The following is an 18,200-nucleotide window of genomic DNA, read 5'->3' on the forward strand; positions in this document are numbered from 1 at the left end:
CAAGTCTGTCGCGAAGTCGCCGCCACCGCCCGCCCAGGCGGCAACAGGGTGATCCAGGTCGCTCAGGCGATGCGCCCCGGGCGGGTCGCTCAGTAACGCGGGCTGCTCCGGCCGCGCTGCACCGCCGGGCCGCGCCGCTCCCGGGCCCGCCAGCAGCCGCTGTGCCAGTGCCGCCGGTCGGTCAGGTCACCAAGGCCGTCGGCCGGCCAGGCCACCAGGTGCGCCACCCCGGGTCGGATCTCCTGGTCACAACCGGGGCAACGGTACGTCTTGACCGATGCTCCCGCCCCGATGCCGCGTACCTGCCAGGCGCCGTCGGTCCACTGCTGCACCGAGGCGACGCCCTGCCGGACCCGATCGGCGTCCAGGTTGGCGTTCTCGTCCCGGCGAGGGCGATTGCGACGGGGGCTCACAGTCACCAAGCGTACGGTCCGTCGGGCGGGACGACCTCCCGGCCGGCCCGCCCGGCGGCCGGGGTCACTTCCAGCTCTGCGGCCGGGTCGGGTCCTCGGGCAGTTCCAGGTCCGCCAGCAGGGCTGTCGCGTCCGCCTCGGTGAAGATGTTCGCCGGTGCCTCGCCGTTCCAGGGCCAGCCGAAGTCGGCGTACACGGTGGTCCCGGGGATGCCGGCCAGCTCCAGCCTCGTCCCCCTGGCGGAGAGCAGCGCGGGTCGGCCGGCGATGGTCCGGTCCGCCTCGGTGTGGGTGCCCCCCTGGCTCGCGTACCGGTACTCCACCGACATGTTCTCCATCGGGGACCGCTGAAGGTTGAACCGGGCGGTGACCAGTCGCGGGTACGAGGCGACGTCGACCGAGCAGACGGTGACCTTCGCCCCGTCGGGCAGGGCTCCGAGCCGCAGCGGCGCCGCGCATCGTCGGGCCTCCCCCCAGCGCAGGGCCTTGACCGCCCGGTCCAGGACGGCGCGGTCCCCGTGCAGCATGACGGCACGGGCGTACAGGCCCGGCGCGGGCTGCCACAACGTGACAAGCCCACGGGCCATGCCGCCGGCCGGGCGTACCGCACCGTCGAAGGTCGGGCGGCCCGGCTCCGTCACCTCCACGGAGGTGCCGTTGATGGTGACGCTGCTGGGCAACTCGATCGACGTGCTCACGTCGACGCGCACCTCTTCGCCGCCCGCCACGCTGAGCCGTACCGTCTCGACCTGGTCCCGGATCACCTCCCAGCCCAGGTATCGGGCCCGGTCCGGGTCGAGGCCGAAATGCAGCACCTGCGGATCAGCGCCCACAAGTGTGGGGTCGGTGGCTGCCCCGGGCACTCCGTCGGCGCGCGGCGGGACGACTGTGGGCGTGGGCGTGGCGGTGCTCCAGGGCATCCGGCCGGCCAGTTCGTCGAGGCCCGTCCCGGTCACCCCGACGAAGCCGAGCACTCCGACGAGGCACAGCGCGGTGCCCACCGCCGTCCGGCGGTGCACCTGTCGGCGGCGGCCTCGGGCACGCGAGCCCCGCAGCAACCGGTCGGTGTCCACGTCGCCCTCGGCGCGCTCCCGCAGGGTCTGGGCGATCTGGTCGTCGAGGTCGATCACGGCCGGCTCCCGTCCTTGGCCGGGACGCCGCAGCGCTCCCGGAGGTTCGCGAACGCCCGCATCGCGTGGGTGCGGACGGTGACCGGCGAGCAGTCCAGGATCTGCGCGATCGTCGCGTCGTCGAGGTCCTCGTAGTAGCGCAGCACCAGCACCGCCCGCTGGCGGTCCGGCAGGGCGAGGATCAGCCGCCACATCTCGTCCCGGTCGGCCACCTCGCCATCGAGGTCGCCACGCTGTGGCCGGTCGACGAAGGTGTCGACGGCCAGCTCGCGGTTCGACCGGCGCCGCCACCAGGAGTTGTTGGCGTTGACGAGCATCCGGCGCACGTACACGTCGGGTCGGTCGGCGCGGGAGATCCGGCGCCAGTGCACGTACGCCCGGGACAGCACCTCCTGGGTGAGGTCCTCGGCCCGGTGCTCGTCACCGGTCAGCAGCCGCGCCAGCCGGACCAGGGCCGGGCCGCGGCTGGCGACGTACTCCTCGAAGGTCACATCCCTCAGACGCGGCCGGGACCCTGCCGCGTTGACCCGGTCAGCGGTGCGAGTGGTCGCGGAAGCCGCGGAGGGTCTTGCGGCCCAGGTAGCCGGCGGTGACCAGGTGCTCCAGCAGCGGCGCGGGCGCGAAGCCCGGCTCGCGCAGCTCCAGGTACAGCTCCCGCTGGATGGCCAGGGAGACGTCCAGCCCCACCACGTCGAGCAGCTCGAACGGGCCCATCGGGTAGCCGCAGCCCAGCTTCATCGCGTGGTCGATGTCGTCGGCGGTGGAGTAGCTGGCCTCCAGCATCCTCACCGCGTCGTTCAGGTACGGGAAGAGCAGCGCGTTGACGATGAACCCGGACCGGTCGCCGCAGACCACGCCGGTCTTGCCGAGCGTGGCGCAGACCGCCCGCGCCGTGGCGGTGGCCTCCGGGGAGGTGCGGATGGTACGGACGACCTCGACAAGCGGCATGACCGGCGCCGGGTTGAAGAAGTGCAGCCCCACCACGTCGGCCGGCCGCTGGGTCGCCATCGCCACGTCGATCACCGGCAGGGACGAGGTGGTGGTGGCCAGAACGACGCCCGGCTTGCAGATCTCGTCGAGGCTGGCGAAGAGCGCCTTCTTGACGCTCAGCTCCTCCACCACCGCCTCGACCACCAGGTCGACGTCGGCGAGGTGGTCGAGCGTGGCGGACCAGCTGATCCGGCCGAGGGCGGCGTCCCGGTCGGCCTCGGAGAGCTTGCCGCGCACCACGCCCTTGTTCAGCGAGGTCTTCACCGCCTCGCAGACCTTCGCGGACTTCTCCGCGCCGCGGGTCACCGAGACGACCTCGTAGCCGGCCTTCGCGAACACCTCGATGATCCCGGTGGCCATCGTCCCGGAACCCACAACGCCCACCTTGGCGATGGCGCGTGCGCCGTCGGCGAGCGCGGCCTCCGTGGCCGGCGGCGTCGCCTCATCGGGTACGACCACCGGGGAGCCGGGCCGTTCGTAGGTGTAGAAGCCCCGGCCGGACTTCCGGCCGAGCAGTCCCGCCGTCACCATCTGCTTGAGCAGCGGCACCGGGGCGTGCCGGCGGTCCCGTCCGCCGCGCCGGTACATGGTGTCGAGGATCTCGTACGCGGTGTCCAGGCCGATGAGGTCCATCAGCGCCAGCGGGCCCATCGGCAGGCCGCAGCCCAGCTTCATGGCGGCGTCGATGTCCTCCCGGGTCGCGTAGTGCGACTCGAACATCCCGACGGCGTGGTTGAGGTAGCCGAAGAGCAGCGCGTTGGCGATGAAACCGGCCCGGTCGTTGATGGTGACGTCGACCTTGCCGAGCCGGGCGCAGAGCGCCTCGACGTCGGCGACCACCTCGGGTGAGGTGACGACAGTGCGGACCACCTCGACCAGCTTCATCACCGGCGCCGGGTTGAAGAAGTGGATGCCGATCACCTGGTTGGGCCGGGTGGTGGCGACCGAGATCTCGGTGACGCTCAACGACGAGGTGTTGGTGGCGAGGATGGCCTCGGGCCGGCAGACCCGGTCCAGCTCCGCGAAGATCCGCTGCTTCAGGTCCAGGTGCTCGGGCACCGCCTCGATGACCAGGTCGACGGAGTGCAGCGCGTCCAGGCCCACCGCGAAGTGCACCCGCTCGTGCAGGGCGTCCCGGTCCGCCGCGGCCAGCTTGCCCTTGGCGACCGCCCGGTCGGTCGAGCCGGTGAGGGTGGCCCGGCCGCGTTCCAGCGCGGGCTCGGAGATCTCGACCGCGACCACGTCGATGCCGTTGCGGGCGAAGACCTCGACGATGCCGGCACCCATGGTGCCCAGCCCCACCACACCCACGGTGCTGAACTCGCGCGCCACGACCGGCCTCCCCAGACACTCCGTACGGCCACTGAACGGCCGCTAAGGTTATGCGCGCGAGTCTGCCACGTGACGCACGGTTGTCGAGACGCCGTGGCATATTTCACCCACCGCGCCCCAGCTCCACTACACGGCGGGCACGTCGGTCAGGGCCAGCAGCTCCGCGACGAACTCCGCCGGGCGTTCCAGGTGCGGACTGTGCCCGCAACCGGGCAACACCACCTCGTGGTACGCGCCGCCGGCCGCCGCGTACCGCTCCAGCACCGCCCGGGTCTGCCCGACCATCGGCTGCGGCGGGCAGTCCTGCTCACCGGGCCAGCCGGGCACCACGCCCAGCGACCCCAGGTACGCCAGGTCGAACAGCGAGGTGTCCGACACGATCACGTCGGCGTCACCGCGTACCCAGGTGACAGGCGGCTTGCCGGCCACGGCGACCAGCTCGTCGGCGAGCCGGAACCAGGTGGGCGCGAGCGCGTTGAGCACGCCCCGCTCCCCCGGTGCGACGCCCGGCCAGTTCTCCGACGGCACCGACGTGCCCGGGTAGTTGTCGTCGCCGGTCGCGGTGGAGAGCAGGCTGTCCAGCAGCAACTCCTCGTCCGCGCCGAGCGCCGCCGGGTCCGCCACGTAGGTGGCCCGCAGCACGGCACGGGGGCTGGCCTGCGCCTCGGCGCTCCGGTCACTGGCGGCGAGTCGGGCGACGAAGTCCCGGTTCGCCGTGCCGGCGCCCGTCCCGGCGAAGTCGGGGGTGGTAGGCGTGCCGGTCAGGTCCCGGGTGCCGCCGAAGCCGTACGGGGAGACCGGCGCGGCGAGCAGCAGCGCGCGTACCCGCTGCGGGTGGTCGACGAGCAGCCGCATCGCCACGCCACCGCCGAGGGAGTGCCCGACCACCACCGGACGCGCGGCGCTGGCGCCGAAGAGCGCGGGGTCGTCCAGCAGGGCGGCCACGTCGTCGGCGAAGTCCCGCAGGCCACGGGTGGCGTTCACCGGTGCGGTCCCGGTGTCGCCGTAGCCGCGCAGGTCCGGTGCGACGATCCTCAGCGTCGGCGGCAGCCGCCGGATCAGTGGCTCCCAGAACAGCGAGGACGAGCAGTTGCCGTGGATCAGCAGCACTGGCGTGCCGTCCGGCGGGCCGGCGACGCGTACCGCCTGGGTGATGCCGTTGGCCGTGACGGTCCGCTGCTCGGTTTCCATCCGCGGCATGCTGCCACGGCGGTACGCGCCGGTCCAGGTGCGTCGGCCCCACTCGGCACTCCCGCCCGGTGTGGCCGTCAGCCAGGTGCGGCGCCCGCTCGTCGCGGTGTGCGACCGCCTAGCGCCGGCCGGTGGGCGGCGCGGCCAGCGGCAGCGGCAACGTCGGCCGGACGTCGCGCCGGGGCGGACCGAACCGGAGCCCCACCGGGTCGGTGTGCGCGACCCCCGGGTCGAACAGGCGCAGCTCGGTGCGGCCGATCCGGATCACGTCGCCGTCGGAGAGCAGTTCGGTCCCGGTGATCCGGCGGTCGTTGAGCCAGGTGCCGTTCGTCGAGCCGAGGTCGCGCAGCGACGGGCCCTCCGGGGCCAGCCACACCTCCGCGTGCTGGCGGCTCAGGTGCGGATCGTTGATGACCACGTGACCGGTCGGCGCCCGCCCGATCACCTGAGGTTCGGCCCGCAGCCGAAAGCTCGCCCCGCGCATCGGCCCACCGGCGACCGTCAACAGCGGCATCAGTTCCGGATGTTCCTCCATGGACAGTCAGCCCTCCACCCCACACCGTCACTCCGCGCGTCAGCCTGCCATCACACGGTAATCGTCAATACCGACCGGCCGGTCAGCTCCTCGTCACCTCCCGGCTACCCGCCGTTCGACGATTCGGGCGGCCGAGTTTCGACACCCGGGGCCTGACCTGCACTGATCAACGAGCGGGCGGGTAGGTGGGACTCCCGTCCCGTCGATCCGAATCGCGGCCTACCAGTGAGTAGTATTCGGGTCTAAGCTTCCGCCATGACGGCAGTGCATGTCCCCGGCGCCCCTCTCGTCGAGGCGGGCCAGCTGATCTCGACCAGTCCCGCCACCGGCGCCGAGGCCGGTCGCCTCCCGGTCGCCACCGACGCCGACGTACGACAGGCCGTCGAGCGTGCCCGCGCCGCCGGCGAGTGGTGGGCGGGGCTCGGCTTCGCCGGCCGTCGTGCGCGTCTGCTGCGCTGGCGGGCCCTGCTCGCCAAGCGGATCGAGCAGCTCGCCGAACTGGTACACGCCGAGGGCGGCAAGCCGGTCGCCGACGCCATCGTCGAGATCGTCACCGCGATCGAGCACATCGACTGGGCCGCCCGCAACGCCGGCCGGGTGCTCGGCTCGCGTCGGGCGCGGTCGCGGCTCATCCTCGCCGAGTTCTCCGGCATGCTCGAATACCAGCCGTACGGGGTGGTCGGCGTGATCGGGCCGTGGAACTATCCGGTCTTCACCCCCATCGGCTCGGCCGCGTACGCCCTGGCCGCCGGCAACGCCGTCGTGCTCAAGCCGAGCGAGTACACGCCCGCGAGCGGTCAGTGGCTGGTGGACAGCTTCGCCGAGGTGGTGCCCGAGCATCAGGTGTTCACCGCCGTGCACGGGATGGGCGACGTGGGTGCCGCGCTGTGCCGCTCCGGGGTCGACAAGGTGGCCTTCACCGGCTCCACGGCGACGGCCCGCAAGGTGATGGCCGCCTGCGCCGAGACGCTGACCCCCGTGCTGATCGAGGGTGGCGGCAAGGACGCCATGATCGTCGACAGCGACGCGAATCTGGACGCCGCCGCCGAGGCGTGCGTGTGGGGCGGCATGACGAACGCCGGCCAGACCTGCATCGGCATCGAGCGGGTGTACGTCGTCGACCCCGTCTTCGACGCCTTCGTCGACAAGGTGGTGACCCGCGCCGGCCGGCTGACCGTAGGGCCGGAGGGTGCCGACATCGGCCCGATCACGATGCCCACGCAGCTCGACGTGATCCGCCGCCACATCGACGCCGCCATCGCCTCGGGCGGACGCGCCGTACTGGGCGGCCCGGACGCGGTGCAGCCGCCGTACGTCCACCCGACAGTGCTCGTGGACGTCCCGGAGGAGTCGGCGGCCGTCCGGGAGGAGACCTTCGGCCCGACGCTCACCATCAGCCGCGTCCGCGATGCCGACGAGGCCGTCACCCGTGCCAACGCCCTGCCGTACGGCCTCGGGGGTTCGGTCTTCGGCCGGCGCCGCGCGGTATCCATCGCCCGGCGGCTGCGCTCCGGGATGGCCTCGGTCAACTCCAGCCTGACCTTCGCGGGGATGTCCACGCTGCCGTTCGGCGGCGTCGGCGACTCGGGCTTCGGGCGCATCCACGGAGAGGACGGGCTGCGCGAGTTCGGCAGGGCCAAGGCCATCACCAGGCGGCGCGCACGGTCGCTGCTGCCGTCGATGACCTTCGACCGCACGCCGACCGACGTGGCACGGCTCGTCCGCGTCATCAAGACGATGTACGGCAGGTGAGTGTCGGATAACCGATCTCCACCGGGATCGGCGTATCCACATGTTTGTACCCGGTAGGCGCGGCGGTACATTGCGTTAAATGGGCCCTAATCGATTGCGCTACCGCCTTGTCGACAGTGACCAGTCGTGGAGCGCTCGGCGGCGGCGGCACCGCGCGGACTGGCTGGCGCGCACCTTCCCCGACCTTAGGGACATGCACGTTGTCGACCTCGGTGGCCGGCTCGGCACCTGGCACCGCGCCACCGTACGACCGGCCCGCGTGACAGTCGTCAACCTGGAACAACCGCCAGTCGCCGTGCCGGAATGGGCCCACGTCGAGCAGGCCGACGCCTGCGAACTGCCGGCACGCCTCGCCAGGGGCGGCTACGACCTGGTCTTCTCCAACTCGGTGCTGGAGCACGTGGGCGGGCACGAACGCCGCCTACGGTTCGCCGCCACCGCCCGTGCGCTGGCCGACAGGCACTGGGTGCAGACGCCCTACCGCTACTTCCCCATCGAGCCGCACTGGATCGCGCCCGGAATGCAGTTCCTCCCGGTACGACTGCGCACCGCGCTCGCCCGCCGCTGGCCACTGGGCCACAAACCCACACGCAGCCACGAGGCCGCGATCCACCAGGTGCTGTGGACCGAGTTGCTGGACCGCTCGCAGATGCGGCACTACTTCCCCGACTCGCGGATGCTCGTCGAGCGCGTGGTCGGCCTGCCGAAATCGCTAATCGCGGTACGGACCGGTGCGTGACCGGTCAGAAGAGGGTCAGCTCGTCCTTCTCGATGCCGCGCAGCTTATCGTAGTCCACGACCACGCACCTGATGCCCCGGTCGGTGGCGAGCACCCGCGCCTGCGGCTTGATCTCCTGCGCGGCGAAGACACCGCTGACCGGGCTGAGCAGCGGATCGCGGTTCATCAGTTCGAGGTAGCGGGTGAGCTGCTCCACCCCGTCGATCTCACCGCGCCGCTTGACCTCGACGGCGACCGCCCCGGAGTTGGCGTCCCGGCAGAGCAGGTCGACCGGACCGATGGCCGTCATGTACTCGCGGCGGACCAGCGTGTACCCCTCACCCAGCACACCCGGGTTGGCGGCCAGCAACTCCTGCAGATGCGCCTCCACCCCGTCCTTGCGCAGGCCCGGATCCACACCCAGCTCGTACGAGGTGTCCTGGAAGATCTCCTCCAGGGTGATCCGCAGTTCCTCGCCGGCCTTGTTGACGACCCGCCACACGCCCGGCGCCTCTTCCAGCCGACAGGGCGGGCTCATCCAGTTCAGCGGCTTGTACGCCCGGTCGTCGGCATGGATCGACACCGACCCGTCCGCCTTCACCATCAACAGCCGGGTGGCCGGCGGCAGGTGAGCCGAGAGCCGTCCGACGTAGTCCACCGAGCACTTCGCAATGACCAACCGCACCCGACGAGGGTAGCCGAGCACCCGCCGGTCGCCACCGAGCGGCACTGGCGCGTCGATGCGATGCTGAGACCGTGCTCGAAGTTCTCACCGGTACCGGCCTCGCCGCCTCGGCGGGGTTGAACGCCTACATACCCCTGCTCACCCTCGGCCTGCTCGCCCGCTACAGCGACCTCATCGACCTGCCCAGCGGCTGGACGTGGCTCGGCAACGGCTGGGTCATCGTCATCCTCGCCGTCCTGCTCGCCGTGGAGATGGTGGCCGACAAGGTGCCTGTCGTCGACCACATCAACGACGTCGTGCAGACCGTCGTCCGCCCCACCGCAGGCGGTCTGGCCTTCGGCGCGGGCTCGTCGTCGGAGACGGTCACGGTCAGCGACCCGGGAAGCTTCTTCTCCAGTCACCAGTGGGTGCCGGTGGCCACAGGCGTCGCGCTCGCTTTCGGCGTCCACCTGCTCAAGTCCGCCGCACGCCCGGTCGTCAACGCGACCACCGCCGGGTTCGGCGCCCCGGTGGCCAGCACCGCCGAGGACGCCACGAGCGTGGTCGTCTCACTGGTGGCGATCATCCTGCCGGTGCTGGTCCTGGCGTTCCTGCTCGGCCTGGTGTTCTTCGTCTTCTGGTTCGTACGCCGCCGCTCCGAACGTCGCCGCGAACGGGAGGCGGCCCGCGCCGCCGGCTTCCGCGTCTGACGTCGAACATGCCGATGGCCGGCACCCCGTGTGGGGGTGCCGGCCATCGAATGTGTGGGTGGGTCAGCTGTTCCAGTGCTGGGCCACGAGGTCGGTGGCCTGCTGCTCCCACTGGGCGTAGGCGTCCGGGTAGGCCGAGACCTGCACGGTCTGCGCGGCGTCGGTCAAGGCCATGTCCTGCCAGCCGTCGACCTGCTTGAGACCCTTGAGGAAGGCGGTGGTGGAGTAGTCGGGGTCGGTGATCTGCTCCGGCGTGCCCCAACCCGAGCTCGGGCGCTGCTGGAACAGGCCCAGCGAGTCGTGGTCGTTGCGGTCGCCGAGGTGGCCGAGGTTCTCCAGCTTGGACTCCTGCAGGCTGGTGGCGATGGAGATGACCGCGGCGCGTTCGGGCAGGTCTGCCTTCTTTGTCGCGGCGATGATGGCCTTGACGTTGGCGGTCTGCTCGTCGTTCAGGGTGATGTGCGACTGGTCGCCCTGCGGCTTCGGCGCGGCCACCTGCACCGCGGCGGCGGCGGGCTTGGCGTCGACCGGGGTCGCGGCGTGGGCGGCGACCGGGCCGGCGAAGACGCCACCGGCGAAGGCCAGACCAGCAACGGACAGCACACTCTTACGCATGATCGTGTTCATGGGGGTAGCTCCTTCGGGGGTAAGGACACCCACCGCTCAACGGCGGGTGTAGCACCTCGTCCGGCGCTGCACAAAGTCTTTGAGGAAGGTCGGCGGCCTGCGAGCGGGGGCTCGCGGCGCCGGGGTCTGGGTGTAACCAGCCGGGGCCGGGGTCATTCCGGGGTGGCCCATCCGGCGGCACCCGCGTCTTGGCGGTGCCTGGGGGTCTGTGTAACGACCGGCGGACCGGGGTCATTCCGGGGCCGGCGGCACCGCATCGAGGCGGTGCCGGGGGTCTGCAACGACCGGCGGACCGGGGTCATTCCTGGCGGCGGCCCATGCGGTGGCACCCACATCTTGCGGTGCCTGGGGGGTCTGCAACGAGCGGGCAGGCCGGGCAGTGGGGCCGGGCGATGAGCCGTGGTCCTGCGATCGTCAGGGTATGTAACGACCCCCGGCCGGCCATGATTCCGCCGCACCGGTGCGAGCGGTCACAACCCACACGACCCCAGACCGGACAGACACCCCACCCGGACACGCCGGGCGGGGGCGCTCAGGGCGCTCAGGGCGCTGATCCACTCCATATCGCCGATACGGTGCCATTCGGGACGCCGAGACACCGCCACATCAGCGACATGGCGTCGATCATGACTGTGCGATCGCGCCCGGCGAGGGAGAAATGCCCCTCCAGAGCGCGGACGAGGGCATCGGGTCACCCCGCGAGCACGGCACCGGACCGGCCTTCGGTGCGCCGATTGGCGGGGCGGACATATCGCGCTACGCAAGGCCGACAAATGCCTAGAATCAGACAAGAGCCTAGAGGAGGTTGGCATGACCACAGCGATGGAGATGCCCCGGGTCCAGGAGTGCGTGGTCGCGGCGTGTGCGTACAACCAGTCGGGTGACTGCCACGCCTTTGCGATCACGATCGGCAGCATGGATCACGCGCACTGCCACACCTTCGTCGAGTCACCGGTGCGGGGTGGCGTGGACAGCCTGATCGCCCAGGTGGGCGCCTGCCAGCGCTCCGACTGCCGGCACAACGAGCAGTTGGAGTGCCACGCGTCGTCCATCAAGGTCGGCCCGGACAACGACCTGGCCGACTGCATGACGTACTCCGGTCGCTGACCCCACCTCAGGGCAGGTCGTTGGCCCGCCGGATGACCGTCACCAGGTCGTCGATGATGCCGGTGAGCGCGAAGTCCTTAGGCGTGAAGACGCGGGCCACTCCGGCGGCCCGCAGCGTGTCGGCGTCTCCTGCGGGGATGATGCCGCCGACCACCACCGGCAGGTCGGCCCGTCCGGCGGCGCGCAGGCCGTCGAGCACCGCCGGCACGGCGGCGAGGTGCGAGCCGGACAGCACGGAGAGCCCGACCAGGTCGACGTCCTCCTCGACGGCGGCGGCCACGATCTGCCCGGCGGTCAGCCGGATGCCCTGGTAGACGACCTCGAAGCCGGCGTCGCGGGCGCGTACCGCGATCTGCTCGGCGCCGTTCGAGTGCCCGTCCAGGCCGGGCTTGCCGACAAGCAGCCGCAGTCGTCCGCTGCCGAGTTCCCGGGCGGTGGCGGCGACCCGTTCACGGACCGCAGCGAGACCCGGATCTCCGCCGGTCCCGGTGGCGCCGGCCAGGCCGGTGGGTGCCCGGTACTCGCCGAAGACCTGGCGCAGCGCGCCGGCCCACTCGCCGGTGGTCACCCCGGCCCGCACGCACTCCAGGGTGGCCGGCATCAGGTTGGTGGTGGTCGCGGCGTCCGCGCGGAGCCGGGTCAGGGCCGCGTCGACGGCGGCCGTTTCCCGTTCGGCCCGCCACCGGTGTACGGCGTCCGTGGCGGAGGCCTCGACCGCCGGGTCGACCTGCTCGACCGCCTCCGCGCCGGCCGCGGTCAACGGGGACGGCTCGGTCTCGGCGAAGCGGTTGACCCCGACCACCACGTCGGCTCCCGACTCCATCCGGCGGCGGCGCTCGGCCAGCGAGGCGACGAGCGCGCTCTTGAGATAGCCGGTCTCCACGGCAGCCACCACGCCGCCCAGCTCCAGCACCTTGTCCAGTTCCACGCGGGCCCCGGTGACGATCTCGTCGACGAGCGCTGTCATCACGTGCGAGCCGGCGAAGAGGTCGGGATATTCGAGCAGGTCCGACTCGTACGCCAGGACCTGCTGCATCCGCAGCGACCACTGCTGGTCCCAGGGGCGGGGCAGGCCGAGCGCCTCGTTCCAGGCGGGCAGTTGCACCGCGCGGGCGCGGGCGTCGCGGGACATCGTGACGCCGAGCATCTCCAGCACGATGCGCTGGATGTTGTTCTCCGGCTGCGCCTCGGTCAGGCCGAGCGAATTGACCTGCACGCCGTAGCGGAAGCGGCGCTGCCGGGCCTCGGTGACGCCGTACCGGTCCCGGGTGATCTCGTCCCAGAGCGCGCCGAACGCGCGCATCTTGGCGATCTCCTCGACGAAACGCACACCGGCGTTGACGAAGAACGAGATCCGCTGCACCACGTCACCCATCCGCTCGGCGGGCACCTGGCCGGAGTCGCGGACCGCGTCGAGGACGGCGACGGCGGTGGCGAGCGCGAACCCGACCTCCTGCACGGGCGTCGCACCGGCCTCCTGGAGGTGGTACGAGCAGATGTTGACCGGGTTCCACCGGGGCATCTCGCGCAGCGTGTACGCGACCACGTCGGCGGTCAGTCGCAGGGACGCGGCCGGCGGGAAGATGTACGTCCCCCGGGACAGGTACTCCTTGATGATGTCGTTCTGCGTGGTGCCGGCGCAGCGGGCCAGCTCGGCGCCCTGCTCCGTGGCCACCGTGCCGTAGAGGGCGAGCAGCCACATCGCCGGAGCGTTGATGGTCATCGACGTGTTCATCTCGGCGAGCGGGATGCCCTCGAAGAGCGCCCGCATGTCCCCGAGGTGGGCCACCGGCACGCCGACCCTGCCGACCTCACCGGCGGCCAACTCGTGGTCCGGGTCGTACCCGGTCTGGGTGGGCAGGTCGAAGGCCACCGACAGGCCGGTCTGCCCCTTCGCCAGGTTGCGGCGGAAGAGCGCGTTGGTGGCGGCCGCTGACGAGTGGCCGGCGTACGTGCGCATCACCCACGGGCGGTCCCGCTCGGGCAACCGGCTCGGCGTCTCATCCATGGCCGGAGTCTAAGTTACCGTTCAGTAAAAGGAGCTGTGGAAAACCACACAGGTCCATGTCGGGGACGTCCGGGTCCGAAGGGCTCGCGGTGGCGCTGACCGCCACACCCCGGGCAGCGGGCCCTTGCAGCAAGGACGCACACTGGACGTCATGGATGACGAGCTGGCCATCTCCGTCCGAGGGCTGCGCAAGGCGTACGGCGACAACGTGGCCGTGGCGGGCGTGGATCTCGACGTCCACCGCGGTGAGGTGTTCGCGTTGCTCGGCCCGAACGGCGCCGGCAAGACCACCACGGTGGAGATCCTGGAGGGCTACCGGCACCGCGACTCGGGCGAGGTGACGGTGCTCGGCACGGACCCGGCCCAGGCCGATCCGGACTGGCGGTCCCGGGTCGGCATCGTGCTCCAGGGCACTGGCGAGTTCGACGAGCTGACAGTCGCCGAGGTGGTCCGGCACTTCTCCGGCTTCTATGCCGACGCCGACGACCCGGACAAGGTGGTCGAACGGGTCGGGCTGGCCGGCAAGGCGAAGGCCCGCACCCACACCCTCTCCGGCGGCCAGAAGCGCCGCCTGGACGTGGCGTTGGGCATCATCGGCCGCCCTGAACTGCTCTTCCTCGACGAGCCGACCACGGGTTTCGACCCGGAGGCCCGCCGAGAGTTCTGGGAGCTGATCCGCGACCTCGCCGCCGCCGGCACCACGATCGTGCTGACCACGCACTACCTGGACGAGGCGGAGGCCCTCGCGGACCGGGTCGGCGTGATCGCCGGCGGGCGGCTGGTCGAGGTGGCCGCACCGAACCGGCTCGGCAACCGGCAGGAGGCCCTCGCGACTGTCTCCTGGCGTACCCCGGAAGGGACGTTGGAGAGCGCGCAGAGCGAGACGCCGACGGCCTTCGTGGCCGACCTGGCCGCGCGCCACGGCGGCGAGGTCCCCGGCCTCACGGTGAGTCGGCCGACCCTGGAGGACGTCTACCTCACGATGATCGGACACGCGCGATGACGACCACGACAAGGCCGGCGACGCCGGTCACCGCGAGCCGTGGCCGTCGGCCCGGCGCCGGCACGCTCGCCCTGCGCCAGGGCCGGCTGGAGATCACCCAGTTCCTGCGCAGCCGGGAGTCAGTGGTCTTCACGATGGGTTTCCCCATCATCATGATCCTGATCTTCGCGTCGATCTTCAGCGGGGAGATCGGCGGCGGGGTCAAGTACACCCAGTACTTCATCACCGGCATGATCGCGACCGGCCTGATGACCGTGAGCTTCCAGAACCTGGGCATCTGGATCCCGGTCGAGCGGGACCGGGGGGTGCTCAAGCGCTACCGGGGCACGCCGATGCCGAAGTGGGTCTGGTTCGCCGGAAAGGTGATCATGGTGGTGGCGATCGGCATCGCCGAGACCGCGCTCCTGCTGGCCGTCGCGGTGGCGCTGTTCGACCTCGACCTGCCGGGCACCGCCGGGAAGTGGTTGACCTTCGGCTGGGTCGCCGGGCTCGGGGTGACCGCCTGCACCCTGTGCGGCATCGCGATCTCGTCGCTGGCCCGCAGCGCCCGCAGCGGCTCGGCGGTGGTCACCCCGGTCGCCCTGGTGCTCCAGTTCATCTCCGGGGTGTTCTTCATCTTCACCGACCTGCCCACCTGGATGCAGCAGGTGGCCGCGCTGTTCCCGCTCAAGTGGATGTGCCAGGGACTGCGCGCGGTCTTCCTGCCGGAGAGCTTCGGCGCCCAGGAGCCGGGGGGCTCGTTCGAGCTGGGCCGGACCGCGCTCGTGCTCGGCCTGTGGTGCGTGATCGGTCTGGTGCTCTGCCTGACGACGTTCCGCTGGACCACCAAGCGCGACGGCTGACCGGCCGGCCGGGGCGGGATCCGCCCCGGCCGTCGTCGCTCAGTACGTGTAGAAGCCCTTGCCGGTCTTGCGGCCCAGGTCACCGGCCGTGACCATGCGCTGGAGCAGCTCCGGCGGGAAGAACTTCTCGTCGGCCGTGTCGGTGTAGATGTTCTTCGAGGCGTGCAGCAGCACGTCCACCCCGGTCAGGTCGGTGGTGGCCAGCGGGCCCATGGCGTGCCCGAAGCCCAGCCGGCAGGCCGTGTCCAGGTCCTCGGCGGACACCACGCCGGACTCGACGAGCTTGACCGCCTCCACCACCAGGGCGGAGATCAGCCGGGTGGTGACGAAGCCGGCGATGTCCCGGTTGACCACCACGACCGTCTTGCCGATCTCCTCGGCGAAGGCCCGCACGGTGGCCAGCGTGGCGTCGCTCGTCTTGTAACCGCGCACCAGCTCGCAGAGCTGCATCATCGGCACCGGGGAGAAGAAGTGGGTGCCGACGACGGCCTCGGGCCGCTCGGTGACCGCGGCGATCTGGGTGACCGGGATGGCCGAGGTGTTGGTGGCGAGCACCGCGTCCGACTTGCAGATCTTGTCCAGCGCGCGGAACACCTCGTGCTTGATCTCCAGCCGCTCGAAGACCGCCTCGACCACGATGTCCGCGTCCGCCGCCGCCTCCAGGTCGGTGGTCGGGGTGATCCGGGCCAGCGTCGCCTCGACCTCGGACGCCTCGATCCTGCCCTTCTCGGCGAACTTCTCCAGGGACTTCCGGATGCCGCCGAGCCCTCGGGTGGTGGCCGCGTCGTCCAGGTCGCGCAGCGTCACCTGCCAGCCCGCCTGCGCCGCCACCTGGGCGATGCCGGAACCCATCAGCCCAGCCCCGACGACCGCGAGTCGACCCGCCATCTACTTCTCCCTCGCTGCGATTGAGTGCCTTCCTGCACCCTAGTCGGCGAGCCTGAACGACCGCTAAGGGCTCCTGACGACAGGACGTCGGGCACGGGTCGTGACATGATGCCGCGCTGGTGTGACGGATTCACGACTCCGCGCGGCGAACAAACGTCCGCGCCAGTGCATCGAACCCTACGACAACCCGATGGAACGAGCCAGGAGTCAACAATGCGTGCAATGCCTGTGGTCGGAACAATCACCTGCCTCCTGCTCCTGGGGGCGTGCGCGTCACCCACGCACCGCAGCGGTGACGCGGCACCGGCCGGTTCGCCGGAGCAGACGACCGCCGCGCCCACCGCGCCCACCACCGGGACGCCGACGGCGCCCCCGCCGACGTCTGCCACCCCGCCCTCGCCGTCCGCGCGGCCGTCCAGCAGGCCCACCACCACCGCCCCGCTCATGCTGGGCCCGAACGGCCTTGGCACGCTGAGGCTCGGGATGTCCCGTCAGCAGGCCACCGCGACGGGAATGCTGCGCCCGTTCCCCACCAACGGGAACGGCTGCGCGTCGACACATCTGAGGTCCGCCCCGACCGATCGGGGGCTGGTGATTTTCTCCGGGACTCTGGGGCTCGCCGTCATCAACGCGTACGGCAGCATCAAGACGCCTGAAGGAGCGCGAATCGGCATGTCAAGCGCGGACATGTTGCGGATCTACCCGACGTGGAAGGCGGTCGACGGGGACGCCACCGACGGTCGCGGCTTCGCCAAGACCCCCGGCAACGACAGGGCCGTCTACCGCATCGCGACGCGAAACGGCACTGTCACCGAGCTGACGCTTCAGTACTCGAACCAGGACTGCTACGAGTAGACGGAACCGACCCGGCCGGCCTGCGGTGCCAGTGAGCTGGACAACCGCAGGCCGGCAAGGATGTCGTCGGTCAGGTCGGCGTCGCCGACCTGCTTGATCTGCAGATAGACGCCATAGCCGCGCCGCGGCACGGAGAGCACCACCTCACTGAACGAGACCGAGTCGCCACACGATGTCCACCGACGTACCCGCGCCTGGTTGCCGCCGACGTCCACGGTCCGGTCGGGCTGTTGGACGCAGGCGACGTGGCTGGGCAACGCGGGTGCCGGGCCGCCGGCGAGCAGGGCCTTGCTCGCTCCGACGAAGACACCGGGTATCGCGCTCGCCGGATCCGGCCAGGCGGTGAGGTCCGGGGCGACCACGAGGCCCGGGGCGCGGCCGGCGGGAAGTCGCAGCGCCAGAGGATTCCAGCCGGCGTCCTTCACCTCGCCGGCCCAGCTCGCCGGCACCGCGACGGAGAGAGCACCAGAGTCGTCGTCCACGCGTACCCAGCCTGGTCGTGCCGGCACTGTCGAGCTGGACCCCGCCGTGGCCAGGAGCGCGACCAGTGCGACCCCGACGCCGACGATCCGTGCCGACCGCCGCACGAATCGGCCGCGACCCTTGTCCCGTTCCATCGACGCGATGACCCGGTGCAGCTCCTCGAGCATCACCGCGGCGGACGCCCAGCGTTGCCGGGGATCGTGGTGCAGCGCACGTCGCACCAGGTCGTCCACTGTGGACGGAATGCCGGGCCGCACCTGGGACGGCCTGGGCAACGCCCGGCCACCCCTGCCCGCCCGGCCGGCCTGCTCGGGAGGGCTCCCGGTCAGCATGTGGTACGTGGTCGCGCCGATCGCGTACACGTCGGCCCGGATGTCCAGACCTCCACCGGGTGTGGCCTGCTCGGGTGGCATGTAACCGGGTGTGCCGGCGGCGATGGTGAAGCCCGACGCGTTGGCGAGCGCCTTGGCCAGGCCGAGGTCGGCGACCAGCACCCGGTCCCGGCCCGCGGCCGGTTGAAACAGCACATTGGACGGCTTGAGATCGCGGTGCAGCACACCGGCCTCGTGCAGCACCGTGACGGCGCTGGCGATGTCGGCCGCGACGAGCAACGCCTCTCGTACCGGCATCGGCCCCGAGCCGAGCCGATCCGCGAGGGTGCCACCGGCCGCGTACGGCATCACGAGATACGGCCGTCCGTCCGGCAGCTCACCGACGTCGAGCACACGGACGAGCAGGCTGGAATCGGTCCGCCGCATGATCCGTGCTTCCTGCTCGAACCGCTCCCGCAGATCGGCATGGTACGACCAGTTGTCTGCCAGCACCTTGATCGCGACGGAGGCATCCAGCGCGTCGTCGGCGCCGAGCCACACCGTGGCGAACGCTCCGGAGCCGATACGCCGCACAACGCGGTATCGACCGATCTTGTCGGGCACTGACACGCCCGTATTATG

General features: G+C 71.2%; 18 protein-coding genes. 7 read left to right on the forward strand and 11 right to left on the reverse strand.

What is annotated here, in order from left to right; genetic code table 11:
* Positions 1–89: 89 nt before the first annotated feature.
* The 6 genes from AB0N27_RS23975 to AB0N27_RS24000 form a co-directional block, all read right to left on the reverse strand.
* Positions 90–413 (reverse strand): hypothetical protein, encoded by a 324-nt coding sequence (locus AB0N27_RS23975; protein ID WP_364373825.1) that lies wholly within the window; start codon positions 411–413, stop codon positions 90–92.
* Positions 414–477: 64 nt separating this feature from the next.
* Positions 478–1,542 (reverse strand): hypothetical protein, encoded by a 1,065-nt coding sequence (locus tag AB0N27_RS23980; protein WP_364373828.1) that lies wholly within the window; start codon positions 1,540–1,542, stop codon positions 478–480.
* Entirely contained in the window at positions 1,539–2,033 is a 495-nt protein-coding gene (locus AB0N27_RS23985) for a SigE family RNA polymerase sigma factor (protein ID WP_364373831.1), read from the reverse strand. The genes AB0N27_RS23980 and AB0N27_RS23985 overlap by 4 nt, the downstream gene beginning before the upstream one ends.
* 40 nt (positions 2,034–2,073) lie before the next feature.
* Complete coding sequence (locus tag AB0N27_RS23990; RefSeq protein ID WP_364373834.1) at positions 2,074–3,864, reverse strand: 3-hydroxybutyryl-CoA dehydrogenase; 1,791 nt, start codon at positions 3,862–3,864, stop codon at positions 2,074–2,076.
* Between the two features lie 126 nt (positions 3,865–3,990).
* Positions 3,991–5,055 carry an alpha/beta hydrolase gene (locus tag AB0N27_RS23995; protein ID WP_364373836.1) on the reverse strand — a complete coding sequence of 355 codons (1,065 nt, stop codon included), beginning with the start codon at positions 5,053–5,055 and terminating at the stop codon, positions 3,991–3,993.
* 118 nt (positions 5,056–5,173) lie between these two features.
* A complete protein-coding gene (locus tag AB0N27_RS24000; protein ID WP_364373839.1) occupies positions 5,174–5,590 on the reverse strand; it encodes an FHA domain-containing protein in 417 nt (138 codons plus the stop codon).
* 255 nt (positions 5,591–5,845) lie between these two features.
* On the opposite strand from AB0N27_RS24000, the gene AB0N27_RS24005 reads away from it, so the two are divergent.
* Both AB0N27_RS24005 and AB0N27_RS24010 read left to right on the forward strand, forming a co-directional pair.
* On the forward strand, positions 5,846–7,342 hold the full coding sequence (locus AB0N27_RS24005) for an aldehyde dehydrogenase family protein (RefSeq protein ID WP_364373842.1): 1,497 nt from the start codon (positions 5,846–5,848) through the stop codon (positions 7,340–7,342).
* Between the two features lie 79 nt (positions 7,343–7,421).
* Complete coding sequence (locus AB0N27_RS24010; RefSeq protein ID WP_364373845.1) at positions 7,422–8,081, forward strand: class I SAM-dependent methyltransferase; 660 nt, start codon at positions 7,422–7,424, stop codon at positions 8,079–8,081.
* 4 nt (positions 8,082–8,085) lie between these two features.
* Here AB0N27_RS24010 and nucS read toward each other — a convergent pair whose 3' ends face one another.
* Entirely contained in the window at positions 8,086–8,745 is a 660-nt protein-coding gene (gene nucS / locus AB0N27_RS24015) for an endonuclease NucS (protein WP_139582662.1), read from the reverse strand.
* Between the two features lie 71 nt (positions 8,746–8,816).
* Here nucS and AB0N27_RS24020 point away from each other — a divergent pair, with 71 nt between their 5' ends.
* Positions 8,817–9,434: a DUF4126 domain-containing protein gene (locus AB0N27_RS24020; protein ID WP_354822747.1), complete on the forward strand. Its 618-nt coding sequence runs from the start codon at positions 8,817–8,819 to the stop codon at positions 9,432–9,434.
* A 63-nt stretch (positions 9,435–9,497) separates the two neighbouring features.
* Here AB0N27_RS24020 and AB0N27_RS24025 read toward each other — a convergent pair whose 3' ends face one another.
* Positions 9,498–10,061 carry a hypothetical protein gene (locus AB0N27_RS24025; protein ID WP_364373850.1) on the reverse strand — a complete coding sequence of 188 codons (564 nt, stop codon included), beginning with the start codon at positions 10,059–10,061 and terminating at the stop codon, positions 9,498–9,500.
* A gap of 810 nt (positions 10,062–10,871) precedes the next feature.
* On the opposite strand from AB0N27_RS24025, the gene AB0N27_RS24030 reads away from it, so the two are divergent.
* Positions 10,872–11,168: a DUF1540 domain-containing protein gene (locus AB0N27_RS24030; protein WP_364373853.1), complete on the forward strand. Its 297-nt coding sequence runs from the start codon at positions 10,872–10,874 to the stop codon at positions 11,166–11,168.
* Positions 11,169–11,175: 7 nt separating this feature from the next.
* Here the strand turns inward: AB0N27_RS24030 and AB0N27_RS24035 are convergent, their stop codons facing one another.
* Entirely contained in the window at positions 11,176–13,176 is a 2,001-nt protein-coding gene (locus AB0N27_RS24035; RefSeq protein WP_364373856.1) for a protein meaA, read from the reverse strand.
* Between the two features lie 151 nt (positions 13,177–13,327).
* On the opposite strand from AB0N27_RS24035, the gene AB0N27_RS24040 reads away from it, so the two are divergent.
* Both AB0N27_RS24040 and AB0N27_RS24045 read left to right on the forward strand, forming a co-directional pair.
* The gene (locus AB0N27_RS24040) at positions 13,328–14,179 is read left to right on the forward strand and encodes an ABC transporter ATP-binding protein (protein ID WP_364373859.1); all 852 of its coding nucleotides are present in this window, start codon (positions 13,328–13,330) and stop codon (positions 14,177–14,179) included.
* Entirely contained in the window at positions 14,176–15,021 is an 846-nt protein-coding gene (locus tag AB0N27_RS24045) for an ABC transporter permease (protein WP_364373862.1), read from the forward strand. The genes AB0N27_RS24040 and AB0N27_RS24045 overlap by 4 nt, the downstream gene beginning before the upstream one ends.
* Before the next feature lie 39 nt (positions 15,022–15,060).
* Here AB0N27_RS24045 and AB0N27_RS24050 read toward each other — a convergent pair whose 3' ends face one another.
* Positions 15,061–15,909 (reverse strand): 3-hydroxyacyl-CoA dehydrogenase family protein, encoded by an 849-nt coding sequence (locus AB0N27_RS24050; RefSeq protein WP_364373865.1) that lies wholly within the window; start codon positions 15,907–15,909, stop codon positions 15,061–15,063.
* 222 nt (positions 15,910–16,131) lie between these two features.
* Here AB0N27_RS24050 and AB0N27_RS24055 point away from each other — a divergent pair, with 222 nt between their 5' ends.
* Positions 16,132–16,764, forward strand: coding sequence for a hypothetical protein (locus AB0N27_RS24055; protein ID WP_364373868.1), 633 nt, complete (start codon positions 16,132–16,134; stop codon positions 16,762–16,764).
* On the opposite strand, the gene AB0N27_RS24060 is transcribed toward AB0N27_RS24055, so the two are convergent.
* A complete protein-coding gene (locus AB0N27_RS24060) occupies positions 16,755–18,188 on the reverse strand; it encodes a serine/threonine-protein kinase (protein ID WP_364373871.1) in 1,434 nt (477 codons plus the stop codon). The two genes, AB0N27_RS24055 and AB0N27_RS24060, sit on opposite strands and share 10 nt — an antisense overlap.
* Positions 18,189–18,200: the final 12 nt, after the last annotated feature.

Origin of the sequence: Micromonospora sp. NPDC093244 (assembly GCF_040683695.1) — a bacterium.
GTDB lineage: Bacteria > Actinomycetota > Actinomycetes > Mycobacteriales > Micromonosporaceae > Micromonospora.

What these genes read in the sequence shown, in the direction of transcription:
- AB0N27_RS23995 (WP_364373836.1), bottom strand. Translation starts at nt 5,055, where the DNA reads ATGGAAACCGAGCAGCGGACCGTCACGGCCAACGGCATCACCCAGGCG.
- AB0N27_RS24000 (WP_364373839.1), bottom strand. Translation starts at nt 5,590, where the DNA reads ATGGAGGAACATCCGGAACTGATGCCGCTGTTGACGGTCGCCGGTGGG.
- AB0N27_RS24005 (WP_364373842.1), top strand. Translation starts at nt 5,846, where the DNA reads ATGACGGCAGTGCATGTCCCCGGCGCCCCTCTCGTCGAGGCGGGCCAG.
- AB0N27_RS24010 (WP_364373845.1), top strand. Translation starts at nt 7,422, where the DNA reads ATGGGCCCTAATCGATTGCGCTACCGCCTTGTCGACAGTGACCAGTCG.
- AB0N27_RS24025 (WP_364373850.1), bottom strand. Translation starts at nt 10,061, where the DNA reads ATGAACACGATCATGCGTAAGAGTGTGCTGTCCGTTGCTGGTCTGGCC.
- AB0N27_RS24030 (WP_364373853.1), top strand. Translation starts at nt 10,872, where the DNA reads ATGACCACAGCGATGGAGATGCCCCGGGTCCAGGAGTGCGTGGTCGCG.
- AB0N27_RS24035 (WP_364373856.1), bottom strand. Translation starts at nt 13,176, where the DNA reads ATGGATGAGACGCCGAGCCGGTTGCCCGAGCGGGACCGCCCGTGGGTG.
- AB0N27_RS24040 (WP_364373859.1), top strand. Translation starts at nt 13,328, where the DNA reads ATGGATGACGAGCTGGCCATCTCCGTCCGAGGGCTGCGCAAGGCGTAC.
- AB0N27_RS24045 (WP_364373862.1), top strand. Translation starts at nt 14,176, where the DNA reads ATGACGACCACGACAAGGCCGGCGACGCCGGTCACCGCGAGCCGTGGC.
- AB0N27_RS24050 (WP_364373865.1), bottom strand. Translation starts at nt 15,909, where the DNA reads ATGGCGGGTCGACTCGCGGTCGTCGGGGCTGGGCTGATGGGTTCCGGC.
- AB0N27_RS24055 (WP_364373868.1), top strand. Translation starts at nt 16,132, where the DNA reads ATGCCTGTGGTCGGAACAATCACCTGCCTCCTGCTCCTGGGGGCGTGC.